General features: G+C 71.2%; 16 protein-coding genes. 7 read left to right on the forward strand and 9 right to left on the reverse strand.

The window, feature by feature from the left end:
* Nucleotides 1-54: 54 nt before the first annotated feature.
* From glmM to rplM, 3 genes are all read right to left on the reverse strand, one after another.
* Nucleotides 55-1,389, reverse strand: coding sequence for a phosphoglucosamine mutase (gene glmM / locus FB470_RS07540; protein WP_306989818.1), 1,335 nt, complete (start codon nt 1,387-1,389; stop codon nt 55-57).
* A gap of 211 nt (nt 1,390-1,600) precedes the next feature.
* Nucleotides 1,601-2,077 (reverse strand): 30S ribosomal protein S9, encoded by a 477-nt coding sequence (rpsI, locus tag FB470_RS07545; RefSeq protein ID WP_306989820.1) that lies wholly within the window; start codon nt 2,075-2,077, stop codon nt 1,601-1,603.
* Nucleotides 2,078-2,091: 14 nt separating this feature from the next.
* The gene (gene rplM / locus FB470_RS07550) at nt 2,092-2,544 is read right to left on the reverse strand and encodes a 50S ribosomal protein L13 (protein WP_306989822.1); all 453 of its coding nucleotides are present in this window, start codon (nt 2,542-2,544) and stop codon (nt 2,092-2,094) included.
* A gap of 232 nt (nt 2,545-2,776) precedes the next feature.
* Between rplM and FB470_RS07555 the strand changes: the two genes are divergently transcribed.
* The gene (locus FB470_RS07555) at nt 2,777-3,637 is read left to right on the forward strand and encodes a hypothetical protein (protein ID WP_306989823.1); all 861 of its coding nucleotides are present in this window, start codon (nt 2,777-2,779) and stop codon (nt 3,635-3,637) included.
* 226 nt (nt 3,638-3,863) lie between these two features.
* A complete protein-coding gene (locus FB470_RS07560) occupies nt 3,864-4,055 on the forward strand; it encodes a hypothetical protein (RefSeq protein ID WP_306989824.1) in 192 nt (63 codons plus the stop codon).
* Here FB470_RS07560 and FB470_RS07565 read toward each other — a convergent pair.
* Nucleotides 4,052-4,450, reverse strand: coding sequence for a hypothetical protein (locus tag FB470_RS07565; protein ID WP_306989825.1), 399 nt, complete (start codon nt 4,448-4,450; stop codon nt 4,052-4,054). The genes FB470_RS07560 and FB470_RS07565 overlap by 4 nt on opposite strands.
* Before the next feature lie 660 nt (nt 4,451-5,110).
* Between FB470_RS07565 and FB470_RS07570 the strand changes: the two genes are divergently transcribed.
* The gene (locus FB470_RS07570) at nt 5,111-5,380 is read left to right on the forward strand and encodes a DUF4333 domain-containing protein (protein ID WP_306989826.1); all 270 of its coding nucleotides are present in this window, start codon (nt 5,111-5,113) and stop codon (nt 5,378-5,380) included.
* 60 nt (nt 5,381-5,440) lie between these two features.
* Here FB470_RS07570 and FB470_RS07575 read toward each other — a convergent pair whose 3' ends face one another.
* From FB470_RS07575 to eccCa, 4 genes are all read right to left on the reverse strand, one after another.
* Nucleotides 5,441-5,734 (reverse strand): WXG100 family type VII secretion target, encoded by a 294-nt coding sequence (locus tag FB470_RS07575; RefSeq protein WP_306989827.1) that lies wholly within the window; start codon nt 5,732-5,734, stop codon nt 5,441-5,443.
* Nucleotides 5,735-5,786: 52 nt separating this feature from the next.
* Entirely contained in the window at nt 5,787-6,104 is a 318-nt protein-coding gene (locus tag FB470_RS07580) for a WXG100 family type VII secretion target (RefSeq protein WP_306989828.1), read from the reverse strand.
* Between the two features lie 165 nt (nt 6,105-6,269).
* Nucleotides 6,270-8,177, reverse strand: coding sequence for a type VII secretion-associated protein (locus FB470_RS07585; protein ID WP_306989829.1), 1,908 nt, complete (start codon nt 8,175-8,177; stop codon nt 6,270-6,272).
* Between the two features lie 109 nt (nt 8,178-8,286).
* Nucleotides 8,287-12,303 carry a type VII secretion protein EccCa gene (eccCa, locus tag FB470_RS07590; RefSeq protein ID WP_306989831.1) on the reverse strand — a complete coding sequence of 1,339 codons (4,017 nt, stop codon included), beginning with the start codon at nt 12,301-12,303 and terminating at the stop codon, nt 8,287-8,289.
* A gap of 308 nt (nt 12,304-12,611) precedes the next feature.
* On the opposite strand from eccCa, the gene eccD reads away from it, so the two are divergent.
* Complete coding sequence (gene eccD / locus FB470_RS07595; RefSeq protein ID WP_306989832.1) at nt 12,612-13,976, forward strand: type VII secretion integral membrane protein EccD; 1,365 nt, start codon at nt 12,612-12,614, stop codon at nt 13,974-13,976.
* 22 nt (nt 13,977-13,998) lie between these two features.
* Nucleotides 13,999-15,453, forward strand: a complete 1,455-nt coding sequence (gene mycP / locus FB470_RS07600) for a type VII secretion-associated serine protease mycosin (protein ID WP_306989834.1) — start codon at nt 13,999-14,001, stop codon at nt 15,451-15,453.
* Between the two features lie 126 nt (nt 15,454-15,579).
* Here the strand turns inward: mycP and eccB are convergent, their stop codons facing one another.
* Nucleotides 15,580-17,208: a type VII secretion protein EccB gene (eccB, locus tag FB470_RS07605; RefSeq protein ID WP_306989836.1), complete on the reverse strand. Its 1,629-nt coding sequence runs from the start codon at nt 17,206-17,208 to the stop codon at nt 15,580-15,582.
* Between the two features lie 511 nt (nt 17,209-17,719).
* Here eccB and eccE point away from each other — a divergent pair.
* The gene (gene eccE / locus FB470_RS07610; protein ID WP_306989837.1) at nt 17,720-18,898 is read left to right on the forward strand and encodes a type VII secretion protein EccE; all 1,179 of its coding nucleotides are present in this window, start codon (nt 17,720-17,722) and stop codon (nt 18,896-18,898) included.
* Nucleotides 18,895-19,614 carry a hypothetical protein gene (locus FB470_RS07615; protein WP_306989838.1) on the forward strand — a complete coding sequence of 240 codons (720 nt, stop codon included), beginning with the start codon at nt 18,895-18,897 and terminating at the stop codon, nt 19,612-19,614. Before eccE ends, FB470_RS07615 begins: the two co-directional genes overlap by 4 nt.
* Nucleotides 19,615-20,005 lie beyond the last annotated feature (391 nt).

The raw sequence follows: 20,005 nt of genomic DNA on the forward strand, positions 1-20,005 counted from the left end.
CGTGTCGTCGTCAGCACAGAATGTACCCACCGGGTACGACAATCCGCAGTCGGTTCAGCAGACCGACGACACGACACCCGCGAGGCGGTCCGCGGCGGCCTGGGCGGTGTCCTGCGCCGGCGCCTCCACCATCACCCGCACCAGCTGCTCGGTGCCCGACGGGCGCAGCAGGACGCGGCCCTCGTCGCCCAGCTCGGCCTCCACGGCCTCGACCGCTTCGCGCACGACCTCGGATCCGGCGACCGTCGCCTTGTCCGTGACCCGCACGTTCACCAGCACCTGCGGCAGCTTGCGCATGACCCCGGCCAGCTCGGCCAGCGGCTTGCCGGTGGACGCGACGCGGCTCATCACCCGCAGCGCGGTGAGCAGGCCGTCGCCGGTGGTGGCCAGCGCCGGGAACACCACGTGACCCGACTGCTCGCCGCCCAGCGCGTAGCCGCCGGCGCGCAGCTCCTCCAGGACGTACCGGTCGCCGACGGCCGTGGTGCGCAGCTTGACCTGGTGGTCCCGCATCGCCAGGTGCAGGCCCAGGTTGCTCATCACGGTCGCGACCAGGGTGTCGTGCGTCAGCTCACCGGCCTCGGCCATCGCCAGCGCCAGGATCGCCATGATCTGGTCGCCGTCCACCAGCTCACCCGAGGCGTCCACGGCCAGGCAGCGGTCCGCGTCGCCGTCGTGCGCGATGCCCAGGTCGGCGCCGTGCTCGACCACCATCGCCTGCAGCTTCTCGGGGTGCGTGGAACCGCAGCCGTCGTTGATGTTGATGCCGTCCGGCTCGGAGTGCATCGCGATGACCTCGGCGCCGGCCTTGCGGTAGACCTCCGGCGCGGCGAACGAGGCCGCCCCGTTGGCGCAGTCGACGACGATCCGCAGGCCGGTCAACGGGTGCGGGGTCGCCGCGAGCAGGTGGTTCGTGTAGCGGTCGAGCGCGTCGTCGACGTCGCTGACGCGGCCGATCGCCGCCCCGGTCGGGCGGGGGCCGTCGCCGGTCAGGCCGGCCTCGATCTCGTCCTCGATGCCGTCCGGCAGCTTGTGCCCACCGGAGGCGAAGAGCTTGATGCCGTTGTCCGGCATGGGGTTGTGCGACGCCGAGATCATCACGCCCAGGTCCGCCTCGAGCGCGCCGACCAGGTGCGCGACGGCGGGAGTGGGCTGCACCCCGACGCGCAGGACGTCCGCGCCGGCGGACGCGAGACCGGCCACCACCGCCGCCTCCAGCATCTCGCCGCTCGCGCGGGGGTCACGCCCGACGACCGCCACCGGGCGGTGCGAGCGGTCGTGCGCGGCGAGCACGCGGGCCGCGCTGGCCGCGACGGACAACGCCAGCTCCGGCGTCAGCTCCGCATTGGCCAGACCCCGTACCCCGTCGGTGCCGAAAAGGCGAGCCATCTCATCCTCTCCTCGAGCCGTGCAACCCGGACAACCTAGCGTCCTCCCGTTCGACGGTAACGCTCCCCATGGACATCGCCGGAGGGGTGCTTTCCGCTGCACGAACGCGCATTCCGCACGTGACAGATCCGGCCGGGATGTCACTTGAACCGGCAACGAAAAGGCGCCCACCCGGTACCGGATGGGCGCCTTCGCGTCGAACTGGCGCAGGTCAGCGCTTGCTGTACTGCGGGGCCTTGCGGGCCTTCTTGAGGCCGTACTTCTTGCGCTCGGTGGCACGCGCGTCGCGGGTCAGGAACCCGGCCTTCTTCAGCGCGGGCCGGTCGTCGGCGTCGACCTCGACCAGGGCGCGGGCGATCGCCAGGCGCAGCGCGCCCGCCTGGCCCGAGATGCCGCCACCGGTGAGGTTGCCGAAGACGTCGAACGAGTCCGGCTTCTCGACGGTGACCAGGGGCTCACGGATGAGCTGCTGGTGCACCTTGTTCGGGAAGTACTCCTCGAGGCTGCGGCCGTTGAGCTTGAACTGGCCGGTGCCGGGGACGAGCCGCACGCGGACGACGGCCTCCTTGCGGCGACCGACGGTCTGGGCGGAGCCACCGGCAGCGCGCGACGGCCGCGGCGCGGCCGGCGTCTCGCTGGTCACGACCGCCTCGGTGGCCTCGGGGGCCTCGGTCTCGGTGCTGGTCACAGACACTTCCTCACTCACTGGGCGACCTGCGCGATCTTGGTGATCTGGAACGGCTGCGGCTGCTGCGCGGCGTGCGGGTGCTGCGGGCCGGCGTAGACCTTCAGCTTCTTGGCCTGGGCGCGGCCGAGCTTGTTCTTCGGCAGCATGCCCTTGACGACCTTCTCCAGCAGCCGGTCGGGCCGGGTGTCGAGCAGTTCGCCGAACGAGCGCTTGCGCAGACCGCCGGGGTAACCGCTGTGCCGGTACGCGAACTTCTGGTCGCGCTTGTTGCCGGTCAGACGGACCTTCTCGGCGTTGACGATGATGACGAAGTCACCGGTGTCCACGTGAGGTGCATACGTGGGCTTGTGCTTGCCGCGCAGCAGCGTGGCGACCTCGGTCGCGAGCCGGCCGAGCACGACATCCTCGGCATCGATCACATGCCAGGCACGGGTGACATCGCCAGGCTTAGGGCTGTACGTGGGCAAGGGTCTACCTCGTGGTCAACGGTGCGTTTGGGGTCGAGTGCGTACCCAGCGCGGACGCTTGCTGCACGCACAACGACATATGAAGATACCCGCCGGGTTCGGCGACCTTGAAGGCGGGGTGTCCCCGGCTTACATACTAGGGTTACGCGCAGTCGACAACACGGCAATCCGCCTGGAGGGGGCCACCGGCGTGTCCGCGCGTACGAGATCCAGCTTACCGAGGTTGACCGCGGTGCTCGCCACTGCCGGATTGCTCGCCGCGACCCTCACCGCGTGCGGCAGCGCCCGCGCCGGGACGCCCGTCCCGAACGGCGAGGACGCCGCCGCGTACGTGAGCGCGAAGTTCGACAACACGCTGGACGCGCTGTCCGACACCCTCTACGCGAACGACACGCGCAAGACCAGGCTCGACACGATCGTGCGGTTCGACGAGAAGCGCATCAACCAGACGATCAGCTCGGTGCAGCTCGGGCACCCGCCCGCGCGGCTGAGCCGCAACCACTCCAACCTGGACCCGAACGAGTACCTCGACGTCTACCACCCGGCCGACAGCCCGTACGAGTACCTGCGGCTGGGTCCCGTGTACGCGAGCCTCGCGCCGACGCCGTGGGTCCAGACGCCCTGGACCTCCGGGCAGTACAACGAGTGCTACTGGGAGGGTGCGCAGGGCATGTGCAAGCTCCTCGACGCCACGCAGGACGCCGTCGCCGCCGGGCACGCCATGAGCGCGAACCGCAAGGCCGACGGGAGCCTGGAACTGATCGCGAACGTGAGCCTGGCGAACTTCATCGACGCCGCCGTGGTGACCTTCCCGGACTCGATCCAGCAGCAGTTCACCGCGGACATGAAGGCCCAGACCTTCCGCACGCGCGTCGCGCTGGACCCGCAGGGCAAGCTCAGCGAGATCCAGATGCAGGGCAAGATCACCGGCAACGGGCACGAACTGGAGGTCGACATCCACTACCGGCTGGACGGCACCCCCAGCGAGAACGACCTGCCCAAGCTGCCGGACCCGTCGCAGGTGACGGTGCTCGCGGACAGCGCCGCGGTGAACGACTTCTACGCCCGCATGGGCGAGATCCAGGGCAGGTGAGCCGCGGTGAACCAGCCCGGGTGGGGTGAACCGAACGAGCCGGGTGGCGGGCAGTGGGCGCCGCGCGGTGATGCCGGGCCCGGGCAGCCGGGTGCGGGGCCGGGTGGCCCGGGACAGCCGGGGGCCGGGCAGGGCGGTCCGGGGCAGCCGGGGGTCGGCCCGGGGCAGCCGGCCAGCGGGCCCGTGCCGGGGCAGCCGGGTGTAGGCCCGGGACAGCCGGGGCGAGGTGAACCGGGTGCTGGGCAGCCGGATGTGGGGCCGGGCGGCCCCGGACAGCCGGCGGCAGGGCAGGGCGGGCCAGGACAGCCGGATGCGGGGCCTGGTGGCCCGGGACAGCCGGCGGCAGGGCAGGGCGGGCTGGGGCAGCCGGAGGCCGGGCACGGTGGTCCGGGGCAGCCCGATCAGCCGGGGCACCTAGGGCTGGGTGAGCCGGGCGCTGGGCAGCCGGACGTGGAGCCGGGCGGCCGCGGACAGCCGGCGGCCGGGCAGGGCGGGCCGGGGCAGCCGGCCAGCGGGCCCGTGCCGGGGCAGCCGGGCGCGGGGCAGCAGGCGCCGGGGCAAGCCACTGGTGGGCAGCTCCCAGGTGGGCCGACGGGTGGAGCGGCGCCCCAGGGTTGGGGACAGCCCGCCCAGCAGGCTCAGTGGGCCGGGCCGCAGGGGCAGTGGAGCCCTCCGCAGGGCGGCGCACAGCCCGCCTCTGGTGAACAGCCCGCGTGGGGCGCCCACCCGGGACAGGCCGCGCAGGGCGCCCAGACTGCCTCCGGTGCACAGCCAGGACAGGGCGGGCCCGCACAGGGCCTCCAGCGGGGACACGGCGGGCCCGCGCAGCCGGGACAGGGCTGGCAGCCGGCGCAGGGTGCGCCGCCGGCAGTGGCTCAGGGGCCGTGGAGCGGTCCGGTCCAACAACAGGGCCCCGCAGGCGGACCGGTAGCCCAACCCGGCTACCCGGGTGGTCCAGTCCAGCAGCACGGCCCCACGAGCGGGCCCTTCCCCCAAGGAACACCGGCCGGACCGTTCACCCAACCCGGCACCGCCAGCGGGCCGGCGTCCCAAGCCACGCCCAACGGAACCACCCACCCTGGCCCCGCGAGCGGACCGGTGGCCCAACCCGGCTACCCGGGTGGTCAGCAGCACGGCACCCCCAGCGGACCCATCCCCCAAGGAACACCGCACGGACCGTTCACCCAACCCGGCACCGCCAGCGGGCCGGCGTCCCAAGCAACGCCCAACGGAACCACCCACCCTGGCCCCGCAAGCGGACCGGTCCCACTACCCGGCTACCCGGGTGGTCCAGTCCAGCAGCACGGTCCCCCGAGCGGGCCGCTTCCAGAGCAGGGGGCGTCCCCGGCGCAGGGCACTCCGTTCGGCGGCGGGCAACGGTGGCAGCCCAGCTATGGCGGGTTCGGCGCGTTCGCCGAGCAGAAACCCAAGCGCTCCAAGAAACCGTTCCTCATCGCCGGGGCTGCGGTCGTCGTGCTCGTGGGGGCCGGCCTCGGCGCCTGGCTGCTCGGCGCGTTCCAGGGTGACACGCTCGACCAGGCCGCCGTCCAGGACGGGGTCATGCAGGTTCTGCGCGAGGACTTCGGCGAGGGCGACGTCAAGAACGCGCAATGCCCCGAGGACCAGCCGGTCAAGACGGGGACCACCTTCGAATGCACGGTGACCGTTGCGGGACAGCCGAAGAAGGTCACGGTTCGCGTCCTCAACGACCAGGCCCAGTACGAAGTCGGCATGCCGCGCTGACGCACGAACGTGAAAAAGGGCCCCGGCGCGAAACCGGGGCCCTTCTCCACGACGCGGTGATCAGCCGCCGAACATCCGGGTGACGCCGGTGTCCGTCGCCTGGTAGCCGTCGGCGATCTGCGGCAGCGCGGTGGCGATGCGGGCGAGAAGGCCCTTCATGTCCTCCAGCGCCTGGTTCCACTCGACCTGACGGTCGTGCCACGCGTCCTTCGCGTCACCGCTCCAGCTGTCGGTCAGCGGCGCGATGTCCGACTTCAGCTTCTCGAACAGGTTCTCCAGCTCACCACCGGTCTTCTGGCAGTCCTGTGCCGCCTGGTGGATCGTGGCGTAATCGACCTTCATCGGGCCCGACATGATTGTCCTCTCTGGTCTGGAAGTCAGTGGGGTGACGGCGCGCAGGCCGCGATCACAGGCCTTCGAGCGCGGCCTGGAGCGAGCTCAGCTGCTGGTTGACGTCCTGGTCCTGCGTCTCGTACTGGACACCGGAGGACTTCAGCATTTCGGCGATGTGCTCGAGCGCGTCGTTCAGCTTCTTCGACTTCTGCCCGAAGGCGTCCATGACCTCCTGGAAGACCTTCGCCGCCGGACCGGTCCAGCCCGCCTGCGTGGCCTCGATGTTGTTGGCCAGCTGCATCAGGTTCTGGTCCATCGCCAGCTTGGTCTCGGTGACCTTCGAGTGCGCGTCCGCAAACTGTGCCGGATCCCCGGTGAAACCGCCTGCCATGAGGAGATACCCCCTTCGTTCGTGGTGTCGTCCGCAACGATCCCAACCGCCTTGCGGACCTACGACGACGACCTTGCCATGCCCGGTTCCGCCTTGTCCCGCTTTGCGCGGAAGTAGTTGCGAGAGTGAATGCACAGCTCACCCGGACGAGTGCGCCGCCGTTTTTCAGGCGCCGATGTTCAACGTCCGGATCACCTGGGTGCAGGCCGCGTTCACCCGTTCCCGCGCGGATTCGTTCGCGTACACGCATCCGACGTTCACCTGGACGTTGCCCTGCGCCAGCGCGTACCAGTCGATCCCGGCGTCCGGCAGGGCCTGGTGGTACACGATCACGTCGCGGCCGCCGTAGTTCGCGTCCGGGTTGAACCCCGAGTACTGCGTGGTGTCCTTCCCGATCGCCTCGCGCAACTCCCGCACCAGCCGGTCCCGGTCCGCCGACGCGTCGTAGTTCAGCGGGTGCTCCTGCACCGACACCGCGTCGAACTGTTCCTGCGCGTTCGCCGGCCGGATCACCGTCTCGCGCAGGCCGGCGTCGCCGCCCGTCTGCGTCCAGTCCGGCGGCGCGGTGAACTGGTAGTGGTACTGCGCGATGACCTTCCCGGGCGGCGGATCGTCACCGCCCGCGTTCAACGCGACCAGCACCCCGGCGACCGCGGCGGCGACGAGCACGACCGCGCCGCCGATGATCCACGGCAGCTTCGGTTTCCGGCGGCGCGGCACCGGCGTCGCGGGAATCCCGCGCGGCGGCGACACCGGCGCCGAACCGTGGGGCGGACGCGGCGGGCCCGGCGGCGGGCGCCGCACCCCCTGCGGAGCCTGGCGCGGCACGGCCGGCCCGCTGAACCCGCCGGGCGGAGTGGGCGGCCGCGGCGAGAAGCCCGGGCGTGGCGCGTTCGGGTTGCGGACGACCTCGGTGCGCTGCTCGGCCAGCTGACGCGGCGGCGGCGCGGACGGTCGTTCGGGCACCTTCTGGACGGCGACCAGCGCACCCCGCGCGACGACCGTCTCCGGCTGGTCCAAAGTGGTCGGTACGACGCCGGTGCGTTCGTGCACCAGTCGCGAGATCATCGGGATCCGGCTCGACCCGCCCACCAGGAAGATCGCGCTGAGCTGCTTCGGCCGCAGCCCGGCCTCTTCGATCGCGGCGCAGGTGAGCTCGACCGCGCGGCCGAGTGGGGCCGCGACCAGGCGCTCCAGGTCCTCGCGCGTCACGTGCGCGTCGGCGAACGGCGGCGGCATCGGCACGTCCGTGTAGGCGTGCCGGGACAGCGTTTCCTTGGCGCCGCGGACGTCCTGGCGCAGCACGCGGCGACGGCGCCGGTCGGCCAGTTCCCGGCCCTCCACCAGCTGCCGCCAGGCCTCCGGGTCCGCCGACGAGACCAGGCCGCCGACGTGCTCGAGCAGCAACTGGTCGACGTCCGCACCGCCGAAACTCGGGTCGCCCCGCGTGGCCAGCACCTGGAAACCACCGCGGTTGCCGGGAACCCGGCTCACCACGCTCACGTCGACCGTGCCACCGCCGAGGTCCAGCACCGCCAGTGTCGCACCGGGACGGTTGCTGATCTCGACCGTGCGGTCGGAGTTGATCTCCTCCGGGGCGAACGTGGCGGCGTGGAACACGGCGGCCGCGACCGGCTCCGGGACGAGCGTGACCTCCCGCGCGAGCCCGCCCGCGGCCTGCCGCAGCAGCCGGGTGCGCACGGCGCCCCAGTCGGCCGGGTGGGTCAGCACCAGCAGCCCGACCTCCGCTCCGCTCGCCAGCCGCCGCGCCTCGCTCACAGCGCGTTGGAGCACCGCGTGGACGACGTCGGTGACCCGGAGGACGCGGTCGCCGAGGAGCAGCTCGCCCTCGTCGATGCGGCGCTTCGGGTTCGGCTCGTACCGGGACGGGTCCATCGCCGCCTGCCGGTCGGCCTCCTGACCGACGAACAGGGTGCCGTCGGGCGCCGCGTAGACGGCCGAGGACATCAGCGGCTGCCCGTCGACCACCACCACCTGCGACGGCCTGCCGTTGAGCGCGGCCACCACACAGGTGCTCGACGTGCCGAAGTCCACGGCGACGCGCAGGGTCACGAGGCGCCCCCGGTGGACACCTCACCCGCCGCGGCGCGGGCAGCCCGGCCACTGTGGACGGGCCACCGGGCGCCCACCGGCCGCAACCGTCCACAGTGGACCGTGTCGATCACTCGGGTTGGATCCACGAGACCTGCATGAGTTGTTTGCCGATTTTGCGGCTGACGAGGGTGCCGCGGCCGGGGGGTAGGGGGCCGGGTTTGACGTTGCCGAGGAGTTGGCCTTCGTCCTTGCTGCCGTTCATGACGATGCCGGGTGCGGCGATTTCTTTGAGTTTGCCGATGATGGGGTCGTAGGCGGCGCGGGCGGCGCCGCCGGTGCGGCGGGCGACGATCATGTGCAGGCCGACGTCTTTGGCCTGGGCCAGGAATTCCGAGAGGGGTTTGAGGGGGTTGGTGGTTTGGGTGGCGACCAGGTCGTAGTCGTCGACCACGATGAACAGTTCGGGGCCTTTCCACCAGGATCGGTTGCGTAGTTGTTCCTGGGTGACGTCGGGGCCGGGCAGGCGCCTGGTCATCGAGCCGACGATGTCTTTCACCATGCCTTCGAGCTGGTTGGCGGACACGGCGTAGCCGAGTAGGTGGTTGCCCTCGACGAAGCCGAGCATGGTGCGGCGGTAGTCGACCAGGACGATGACGGCTTCCTTGGCGGTGTAGCGGTCGGTGATCCCGCGGGTGATCTGGCGCAGCAGGTTGGTTTTGCCGGACTCGCCGTCGGCGAAGGCGATGAAGTGCGGGTCGGCGTCGAAGTCCAGGTAGACCGGGGCCAGCTCGTCCTCGTTGAGACCGATGGGCACGAGTTTGGTGTGTCGCTGTTTGTCGAGGGACAGCACCTCGTCGTAGGAGACCAGGTCGGGCAGCAGCCGCACCTGCGGGGCGGGGCGGCCCGGCCAGGCGGCTTTGATCTTGGCGACGGCGTCGGCCACGCCGGCGCCGATGGTGCCGGCGTCGCTGGAGCCGTCGATGCGGGGCAGGCCGATGAGCATGTGCAGCCGGTCGCGGGTCAGCCCGCGGCCCGGGCGTCCCTCGGGCACGTTGACCGCGACCCGGCGGTCGATGTCGGACTCGCTGGGGTCGCCCAGGCGCAGCTCGAACCGGGTGCCCAGCATGTCCTTGATCGCCGGGCGGATGTCGGCCCACCGGTTCGCCGAGATGATCACGTGCACGCCGTAGGCCAGGCCGCGCTGGGCCAGCGCGGTGATCTGCGGCTCCAGCTCCTCGAAGTCGTCGCGCAGGGCCCGCCAGCCGTCCACGATCAGGAACGCGTCCCCGAACGGGTCCTGCTCCGGGGTGATCTCGCCGCGGCGCTTGCGGTTGCGGAACTCGGCCATCGAGTCGATGCCCAGCTGCCCGAACAGGCCCTCCCGCTCGTTGGCCAGCGCGTTGAGCTCGGCCACGATCCGGCGGGCCTTGTCCGGCTCACGCCGGGCCACCGCCACCCCACCCACGTGGGGCAGGTCGGACAGGCCCGCCAGGGTGCCGCCACCGAGGTCGATGCAGTAGAACTGCGCCTCGGCCGGGGTGTTGGCCAGCGCCAGCGACATGATCAGCGTGCGCAGCAGGGTCGACTTGCCCGACTGCGGACCACCCACGATCACCCCGTGCCCGGCCGCGCCGGAGAAATCCGCCCACAACGGGTCCCGCCGCTGCTCGAAGGGCCGGTCGACGATCCCGAGGGGCACCTGCAGCTTGCCGTTGCCGAAAAACCCCACCGGCGACAGACCCCGGTCCTCGGTCGGGTTGAGGTTGGGCAGCAGCGTGTCCAGCGAGTTCGACTCGTCCAACGGCGGCAGCCACACCTCGTGCGCCGGCGGGCCCTGACCGATCAACCGGTCGACGATCACCTCCAGCTCGGTGGGCTCGCTGCCCTCCTCCGGCCGCGGCGCCGGCGCCGCCTCCACCCGCACCGGCTCCCCCTCCGGCTCGGGCTCCGGCGGCAGCTCCACGAAATCGGGCACGAACAACTGCGGCCGCTTGTCCGCGCGCACCACATTGGCCACCGGCCCGGCCGACTGCATCCCCGCCGGCCGATAGGGGCCGGACACATACGAGGCCTTGAACCGGACCATCGTGTTCGTGTCGTACTTCAGATACCCCGACCCCGGGATCGAGGGCAGCTCGAACGCGTCCGGCACCCCGATCGCCGCGCGGGATTCCGCCGCGGAAAACGTCTTCAACCCGATCCGGTAGGACAGGAACGTGTCCAGGCCACGCAGCTTGCCCTCCTCCAACCGCTGCGACGCCAACAGCATGTGCATCTGCAACGACCGGCCCACCCGGCCGATCTGCAGGAAGATGTCGATGAAGTCCGGCTTGGCCGTCAACATCTCGGAAAACTCGTCGATACAGATGAACAACGCCGGCAGCGGATCCAGATCGGCCCCGTTCTCCCGGGCCTTCTCGTAGTCCCACACGTTCTTGTAGTTGCCCTTGGCCAGCACCTCCTGGCGGCGCGCGACCTCCCCGGCGATGGCGTCCTTCATCCGGTCGACCAGCGTCAGATCCCCGGCCAGGTTGGTGATCGTGGCGGCCACGTGCGGGGCCTTGTCCAACCCCAGGAACGTCGCACCACCCTTGAAGTCCACCAGGATCATGTTCAGCGTCGTGCTCGAATGCGTGGCCAGCAGACCCAGCACCAGGGTGCGCAGGAACTCCGACTTCCCCGAACCGGTCGCCCCGATGCACAACCCGTGCGGGCCCATGCCCTCCATCGCGGCTTCCTTGATGTCGAGCTCCACCGCCTGCCCGAACTCGCCCACCCCGAACGGCACCCGATACCGATCCCGCACCGGCCGCGGCCGCCACGCCTGCTGCACGTCGAACGTCATCGGATCACCCGGAATCCCGAGCAACTCCAGCAACGTCGGATTCGACAGCAGCGGCTCGTCCTCGCTGGCCTCCTGCGCGGCGCTGCCGACGCGGTATGGCGCGAGCTTGCGGGCCAGCGCCTCGCACTCCACCACGCTCAGGGTGTCCGGCTTGCCGAACCACTCGATCCCGCCACCACTGCGCGCCCCCACGCGCTCCTTCTCCACCACCAGCCGCAGACCACGCCGCGCGGCCAGATTGCCCAGCGAATCCGACAGGTCGATCAGGGTGACACCGACCAGACCCTCCTCCAGGATGATCTGCTCCTCCCGGGTCACCTCCGCGTCGTCGAGCACGATCACGACGTGCGGCTGATCCGGCGACGGCGTCGCGTTACGCGAAAACCGGGGCCGGTCACGCAGCTCCGCGTCCAGCCACTGCTCGATCTGCGCCAACGAACCCGCCATCATCCGCAACTGGCCGATACCATCCGCCAGCTCCGGGTGCTGCACATGCGGCAGCCACTTCGCCCACTCCCACTCCGCCTTCGCCCGACCCGTCGTGGCGAACGCGAGCAACACATCATCACAACTGTGGAACGTGACCAGCTGCGCCAACATCGCCCTGGTCAAACCCCGCGTCAGCGTCTTGTCACCACTCAGGCTCACCGCCGCGAACCCGCGCAACGTGATCTGCGTGGGCAGGTCGGGCACGATCGAATGCGCCCGCACGAACCGGCGCAACGCCAACGTCGCGATCGGCTCAAGCTCATCCACCGGCCCGGTCTGCGGCGGCACCAACCGCGTCGCCAGCCGGTGCGAACTACGCCCCACCCGCAGATGCAGAAAATCCTGATCGTTCTGGCGGCGCTCCCACATCCGACGGCTCGCCGCCAACGACCACAACGCCTGCGGATCCGGATGCACCCACTCCAACGAAGCGCGCTGCTCGGCCATCGCCTCCCGAGCCCGCTCCCGCATCTGCCCCAAATACCGCAGGTAATCCTTGCGGTCCTCGTTCATCTCGGCCTTCTTGGCCCCACCGCTCTTACCCCCGCCGGCGAACATGCCCCCCATGGACATGAGCATCATCAACGGGAACATCAGGGTCAGCGGGCTGCGCGCGGCCGCGCCGCCGGTGGTGAACATGACCACGACCATGCCCATGGTGGCCACGATCATGACCACCGGCATCATCTTCTGGACGACGTTGCCCGGGATCGTGCGGGGCACCTCGGGCGGCGGTTCGAGGTGGACCTCACCGCCCGGTGGGCGCGGCGCAGCAAGCCTTGGTGACCTCTTGAACTGCAGCGTGCTCACCGAAGGGTCCCCTCTTCAACTCGATGTTGCCTGCTCCTCCAGCGCCCACACGGTAGCGAACGACGACCCCCCAGGAGGCCGAGACCGCGCAACCGGCACCGAATGCCTGAAACCACCCCCGTGGCGGAGCCAGGTGCAGTAATACTAGGACCGCCCACCGACAGTCCGGAACGATCCGCGAGCGCACGTTGGGCAGGAATTCACGGGCAGCGGCTGCCTCGGACACGGTCGTTCGGTATAAGTAGCCCGCAGCATTCTCTCGGGTAGGGGGCAGGCAAGTGGCAACGGGCACGACGGTATTCAGCAGGGTGACGGTGGTGGCACCCCGCACGAGGATCGACGTGGCGCTGCCCGCCGACGTCGCGGTGGCGGACCTGATGCCGATGCTGCTCGACATGGCGCGGGAGACCTCGCCCGACGGCGGCGCCCGCCACGGCGGCTGGGCGCTGGCCAAGCTCGGCGACGCCCCGCTCGACCCGAGCCGCACGCTCGCCTCGCTCGGCATCGTCGACGGCGACCTGCTCCAGCTGCGCAAGCGCAACGAGAACCCGCCACCGCCGCTCTACGACGACGTCGTCGACGCGATCGCCGACGCCCAGCCGGACACGTTCCGGCCGTGGACCAAGGAGACCGCGCGCCGCATCGGGCACATCGCCGGCGGGCTGGCTCTGTGCACCGCGGCGCTGGCCCTGTTCTTCGGCGGCCCGCTGTTCGGCGGCAACGGGCTGGCCGCCGCCCTGACCGCGGGTGTGGCCGCCATCGCGTGCCTCGCCGTCGGCGCGACGCTGGCCAAGGCCTACCAGGTCGAGGCGACCGGCGTGGTGATCGCGGCCGCGGGTGGGCTGCCGTTCGCCTTCGTCGCCGGCTTCTACGCCGTGCCCGGGCTCACCGTGCGCGCCAACCTGCTGCTGGCCAGCGGTCTCGTGGTGATCCTCGCCGCGGTCGCCATCATGATCATGGGCGCGGGCATCACGACGTTCATCGCGGCCGCCACCGCGGGGGTGATCGGGGTCCTCGCGTTCACCTTCGCGACCCTGATCGCGCACCCGGCGGCCGGCATCGCCGCGGGCACCGCCGCCATCTCGCTGGCGCTGATCTCCCTGCTCCCGCGCGCGACGATCTGGCTGGCCAAGCTGCCGCTGCCGCACGTCCCCGGCACCGCCGAGGAGCTCAAAGAGGACACCACGTTCCCGGACTACACCGAGATCGAGCGCCGCACGGCCGTCGCCCACAACTACATGACCGGCCTGCTGATCGGCTGCGGCAGCGCGACCGCGATCGCCGCGATCATCACCGCCACCGCGCCCGGCGTGTGGGGCATCCTCACCGCGGCCGTCGCGACGATGGTGCTGCTGCTGCGCGCCCGCTCCTACGCCAACGGCAGCCAGGCCGTCGCACTGCTGACCACCGGGATCGTCTCCGGCGCCGGCATCCTGATCGGCTGGTTGTTCACCCAGTCGCCGATGGGCCGCCTGCTGTGGGTGTTCGCCGTGCTGGTGGTCATCGGCGCCGGCGCGCTGGTCGTCGGCGTGGTGTTCCCGAACCAGCGGTTCTCGCCGCCGCTGCGCCGCACCGTCGAGATCTTCGAGGCCATCTGCATCGCCACCGTGCTGCCGCTGGCCCTGGCCGTCATGGACCTCTACGCCACGTTGCGGCACATCTCGTTCGGCTGAGCGGAACTCGAGGGGATCTCGGATGCGGACACTCGGTGTGCCCGGCCGGACGGCGACCGTCCTGCTGGCGGCGTCGATCGGCGTGCTGGCGACGGGAACGGCGCAGGCCCAGACGGGCGGCACCGGGTCGGACGGGTACTGGGCGGTGCCGCCGCCGTACGTCTCGTCCTACCTGCCGGGCGACAACGGCGGCCGGAACAGCTTCGACTACCAGCCCAAGAACGCCTGCGTGACGCGCGACCTCGGGCAGCAGCAGGTGGTGCTGCGGGAGAAGCCGTGGGGCCAGCAGTACCTGCAGGTCGACGAGGCCCAGCAGCTGGTCCGCGCAAAGACCGGGGCGGCGGGGCGCGGGATCCGGGTCGCGGTGATCGACACCGGCGTCACCCGGCACCCGTACCTGCCCAACCTCGAGGGCGGCGGCGACTACGTGGTGGCCGGTGACAACGGCCTCAACGACTGCGACGGCCACGGCACCGAGGTGGCGGGGATCATCGCCGCCAGGACACCGGCCGACCAGATCGGGTTCACCGGGGTGGCGCCGGACGCCACGATCGTCTCGATCCGGCAGTCCAGTCAGAACTACCAGAAGCCGGACGCCGGGGGCGCCACGAGCGGTCAGCAGACCGGGGGCCGCCAGCAGAACGACGCCAACGGCGCGGGCACCACGCAAACGCTTGCGCAGGCGATCGTGCGCGCGGTGAACCTGCACGTCGACGTGATCAACATGTCGGTGGACAACTGCCGGCCCGCCGACGGTTCGATCACCGACGGCGAGCGCGCCGTCCAGGCCGCGGTGCGCTGGGCCGTGGACAACAACATCGTCGTGGTCGCGGCCGCGGGCAACACGTCGGAGTCCTGCCCGCAGAACGACCAGGCGGACCCGAACCGGCCCCGGTCGATCGTGACGCCACCGTGGTTCTCCGACGACGTGCTCTCGGTCGCGGCGATCGACGAGAACGGCGGTGTGGCGCCGTTCTCCGTGAACGGGCCGTGGGTGAGCGTGGCCGCGCCGGGCACCAACATCATCTCGCTGGACCCGTCGAAGGGTTCGAACCAGCTGGCGAACCAGACGATCGAGAACGACAAGGCCACCCCGATCCAGGGCACGAGCTTCGCGGCGCCGTACGTGGCGGGCGTGGCCGCGCTGGTGGCGGCGCAGTACCCGCAGCTGACCGCGCGGCAGATCATGAACCGCATCCGCGTGACCGCCCAGCACCCGGGCGCGCAGGGCGGGCGGGACAACTTCATCGGCTACGGCGTGGTGAACCCGGTCGCCGCCGTGACGGCGATCGTGCCGTCCGAAGAGGGCGTCGCGGCGGACTCGGCGCAGCAGCTGCCCTCCGGCCTGCCGGACGACGGGGCGAAGGACTGGACGCCGATGATCGTCGCGCTGGCCGGCACCGGTGGTGGGCTGGTCGTGCTCCTGGTGGTGATGTTCGTGATGCGGACAATCCGCCGGACCCGCGAAGCCCGCTGACGCGCAGCGGCGCAGGCGCGGGCCACCCCCTGGAGAAGGCGAGCCGACAAGGCTCGCCCGTCATCCCGAGCGCGCTCACGACAACGGCCCCGCACGGCGCGTGCGGGGCCGTTGTCGCGTGTGGACTCAGTTGCGTGAGGAGGAGCCGGAGCTGCCGGTGGCTCCCGCTTGCTGTTGCTGGCTCGGGAAGCTGCCCGCGTTGGCGGGGATCGGCACCGAGTCGTAGCTGCGTTGCGCGTCTTGGGCGTTCAGGGACGCGCCGGTGGGCAGCAGGCGCACGATGGCGTCCGGGGCGGGTCGCGGGTCGGTCAGGCCCAGTGCGTTCGCCGTGGCGGTGTTCGGCACCCCGTAGCGCAGGCCGCGGTCCGTCACCAGTGAGATGGGGCCGGTCGTGAACGACTGCTTCGACGTCGCGGAGCGGATGACGGCTCCACGGCCCGGGGGCATGTAGAAGCTGTCGATCTTGAGGCCGTCCGGGCTCGGCTGTCCGATCCGGATCGGCTCGGCGCCGGCGGGCACCGGGAGCTGCGTTCCGATGTAGACGGCCGTGTGCTCGTCCTCGGTGGCCGGGTCGCCGGGGTTGACGACGTTCCAGCCGAGGCAGGTCACCGGCGTCTGCGTGGGATCCAGCACGGTCGGGATGGTGGCCGGCATCGTGTCGACCTTCAGCGCGTCGGTGTCGCCGGACTGGACCTGCCGGATGCTGCTGATCAGGTCGGGACGGACCTCGACCGGCCGCGGCGAGTTGTCGTTGCTGGAGGAGAACCGGATGAGGTCCGCGACCGCGGGAGACACGCGCTGGATGCCGTTCTGCAAGATCACGTACGTCGCGATGTCACCCGTCGCCGAGGGCACCGCGAACACCTGGCCCACCGACAGGGCGAGGTCCTGCAACGCCTTGAACTGCGTCGGGTTGCCGGCGCCCGGAATCGCCGGCGGCGTGAACGGCGTCACCTGCGGAATGGCGTTCAGCAGGCCGATCGAGATGCGGCGCGCGTTCTGCGGGTTCAGCCCGAGTGCCGTGTAGACACCGGCCTTCGACGGGTCCAGCTCGGCGCGGACGGTGTTCGCGTTGGGCTGGTTCGGGTTCCGCTCCAGGTGGTAGATGAGGTACGGCTTGTCGTTGTCCCCGACGGCGAGCACGGCCTCGTTGTCCGCGAGCTCACGGCCCGGGTTGGACACACCGGCGAGCACGGTCGTCGCGTTCGTGGCCTGCTGCAGCGCCAGCTGCGCGGGCAGGTCGGACCGGATGGTCAGCTGGTCGCACACCGCCCAGTCGTCGGAGATGCGCTGGGACGTGGTCGGCAGCAGTTGCGGCCCGTCCACGATGCCCGTCAACCGCCCGCGCGGGATGTCCTTGAGCTGGTCGTCCGGGACCACCGACGGCTCCACCGCCGTCGTTGCGCCGCCGTTCTGCCCCTGCTGGGACATGAGAATCAGCCGCGCGGAGGCGAGGTTGAAGGTCGGGATCAGCCGCTTCGGGCTGCCCGCCACGACGTAGATCGCGCCGGACTCCTTGCCGATGACGATGTTGCCCGCGTCCGGCACGGCCGGCTTCGGGCTGATCAGGCCGAAGATCACGAAGCCGACGACACCGAGCAGCGCCAGGATGAACCCGACGAGCGTCGCTCGCCCGTGGGTCCGCATGGGGTCGTGGAGCATGACCGAGTCACGCCGGACCAGCGCGGACTGCATGCGGCGCAGCACGAACTGGTAGGCGTGAACTTGCGATTTGGTTGTCGGTGTTGACGGCATTCTCGACCTACTGCTCCCGGAGTCGCGGTACGGTTCCGCAGGATAGCGGTACGGGAATGGGGCGGTGTGGGTTTCTCCCAACTCCGACTAGGGTCAGGTTCCCGGCCGACCGGCTTGCCGGGATCGCTGTAGGTACGAGGGGAAGAACGAGCGGATGTCCGTCACCACTCCGCCACGTCCGGGCGGGCCCACGGGTTCGCCGCCGCCGAGGGGCCGTCCGCCGGGTCCGCCGCCGCACGGGGGCAGGCCGGGAGGGCCGGCAGGCGGGCCGGGAGGACCCGCCGGACCACGCGGCCCGGGCGGACCCGGAGGCCCCGGTGGGCCTGGTGGTCCCGGCGGTCGCGGGCCCGGTGGACCTGGCGGACCTGGTGGTCCCGGTGGACCTGGTGGTCCCGGTGGCCCGGGTGGACAGGGCGGCCCGCCGCCGGCACAGCCGCCCGCCGAACGTCCGGCACCGGTCGCTCCCCCGGCCCGGCGCCGCGTCCTGCAGACCCGGCTCGGTCCCATCCCGGTGACCAACCTCGTGGTGCTGGAGATCGGGCTGGCGATCGGCCTGATCCTCATCGCGATCAACGAGTCGCTGCTCTACGTCGGCGTCGGCGTGCTCGCCCTCGCCCTGATCATCGCGATCCTGCGCTGGCGCGGTCAGTGGTTCACCCAATGGGTTGGACTCACGCTGCGCTATTCGTTCCGCAACCACGACCGGGTGTCGACGCCGCCGAAGTCCGACGCCCAGGCCATCGCCACCGGCGAGGTGTCCGTTACCGGGCCCGAGGACCCGCGGGTCGGCCTGCTCCGCCTGGTCGTGCCGGACCTCGTGGTGGCGCACGGCAAGGACCACGAGCTGCAGGAGGTCGGCCTCGCCTGGCACGACGGCACGTGGACCGCGGTCCTGTTGGTCGAGCCGACGCCCGCGCTGATCACCCAGGCCGGCGGGGCGCCGAGCCTGCCGCTGTCGGCGCTGGCCCCGTGCCTGGAGGACCGGGGCGTCGTCCTCGACTCCATCCAGATGATCTGGCACTGCTACCCCGGTTCGGCGGCGCTGCCCGCGGATTCGCCGGCGTTGACGTCCTATCTGGAGGTTCTCGGCCCGCTGCCCGCCGCCGCGCGGCGCACCACGTGGGTCGCGATCCGGCTGGACCCGCGCCGCTGCCCGACCGCCATCCGGGAACGCGGCGGCGGCGTGGTCGGCGCGCACCGCGCCCTGATCGGGGCGCTGTCCCGCGTTCGCAACGCGCTGGAGTCGCAGGGCGTGCCGACGCGCCCGCTGAACCCGGACGAGCTCCTGCGGGCCGGCATCTCGGCCGCGGAGCTGACGGCAGCCGTCGGTGCCGGTTCGCCGGTGAAGCTGAAGGAGAACTGGACCAGCGCGACCGCGGCCGGGGTCGGGCACGCCAGCTACGCGATCACCAGCTGGCCGAAGGGCAAGATCCGCACGACCCTGAACGCGCTGACGAGCGTCCGGACGCTGTCCTCGACGGTCGCGATGGCCATTTCGCCCGCGGACGACGAGGGCAAGGTCGCGCTGCGCGGCGTGGTGCGGGTGAGCGCGCGGAACCCGCGTGAGCTGGACACCGCCGATGAGCGGCTGAGCACGCTCGCCGACCGCGTCGGGGTGTCGCTGACCCCGTTGCGCGGCCTGCAGATCGACGCGCTCGCCGCGACCATGCCGATGGGAGGCACCGCATGAGCCTGCGGCTTCGTGATCCGGGCCGTCACACGGGTGTCGCGCCCGAGTTCGTGGTCGACCCGATGCTGCTGGACGCGGTCAGCCCGTCCGGTGACCGCGGCGGGATCGTCGTCGGTTCGGGTCTCAAGGGCGAGCCGCTGACCATCTCGGCCCTGCGCGCCCAGCCGACCCGGATCGTGCTGGTGGGTGGTCTGTACCTGGCTCGGCAGGTCGCGCTGCGGGCGATGGCCGTCGGGGCGTGGGTGACGATCGCGACGGGGCGGCCCGCGGCCTGGCAGGTGCTGCCAAAGGCGGCCGGGAACCAGCCGAACGGGCGACCGCCGTTGGTGACCATCCGGCGCCTGTCGCCGGTCGAACTGCCGCGCCCGTCGGAGGACGCGCCGCTGCTCGTGGTCACCGACGGTGGCCCGACGCCGCAGGACCTGTTCCCGCCACGATCGCCCTGGCACACGACGGTCTACGTGCTGCCCTACCTGCACCCGCAAGCCGCGACGATCGCGAATGCCGCGGACGTCGTCCTGATGCAGCGGTTGCCCGCGGGACAGGCCGAGCTGGCGGCCCGGATCTGGCGCCTGCCGCCGCAGATGATGCGCCAGCTGACCACCCTGAAGGACGATCAGGTGGTGGCGCTGGGCCAGAACCTGTGGCGCCCCCTGCGGCTGGTCACCACGCCGAAGGAGCAGCAGCTGCTGGGACCCGTCCGGCGCGGGGACTGACCTGGGCGGCCAGCTTCGCGGTTCAGCAGGCGCGTCAGCGCCCGTGCCCCAAAGAGAGCTGGGTGGTCATCCCGTCGCCTGAGGCCGTCACATCACTGTGAGCCAGGCCCGCACCCTGCGCCGGGTCCGGCGGCCGAAAGACCAAAGCGTGCGGGCCTGGCTCACAGTGATAGGCCTCGATCAGGCGACGGGATGACCACCCAGCGACCCACTGCATGAGGTGACCCGGCCTGCATTCCCCGGTCATCCCGGAGCCTGCCCGTCCGGCGAGGACATCTTTTTGATCTTTTTCTCTGGCCTTCGGCCAGGGGCGCCTCACGGCGCTGTGTGGTCGCCTTGGGTGCCGACCTCCCCCGCCCCCTCCGGATGGAGTGTTTTCGGTCGCCGAGCA

This window comes from Amycolatopsis thermophila, assembly GCF_030814215.1.
In the GTDB taxonomy this organism is placed as follows: domain Bacteria; phylum Actinomycetota; class Actinomycetes; order Mycobacteriales; family Pseudonocardiaceae; genus Amycolatopsis_E; species Amycolatopsis_E thermophila.

Excerpts from the sequence above, each read along its gene's own strand:
- mycP (WP_306989834.1), top strand. The coding sequence starts at position 13,999 with ATGCGGACACTCGGTGTGCCCGGCCGGACGGCGACCGTCCTGCTGGCG.
- glmM (WP_306989818.1), bottom strand. The coding sequence starts at position 1,389 with ATGGCTCGCCTTTTCGGCACCGACGGGGTACGGGGTCTGGCCAATGCG.
- FB470_RS07615 (WP_306989838.1), top strand. The coding sequence starts at position 18,895 with ATGAGCCTGCGGCTTCGTGATCCGGGCCGTCACACGGGTGTCGCGCCC.
- FB470_RS07575 (WP_306989827.1), bottom strand. The coding sequence starts at position 5,734 with ATGTCGGGCCCGATGAAGGTCGATTACGCCACGATCCACCAGGCGGCA.
- FB470_RS07580 (WP_306989828.1), bottom strand. The coding sequence starts at position 6,104 with ATGGCAGGCGGTTTCACCGGGGATCCGGCACAGTTTGCGGACGCGCAC.
- eccB (WP_306989836.1), bottom strand. The coding sequence starts at position 17,208 with ATGCCGTCAACACCGACAACCAAATCGCAAGTTCACGCCTACCAGTTC.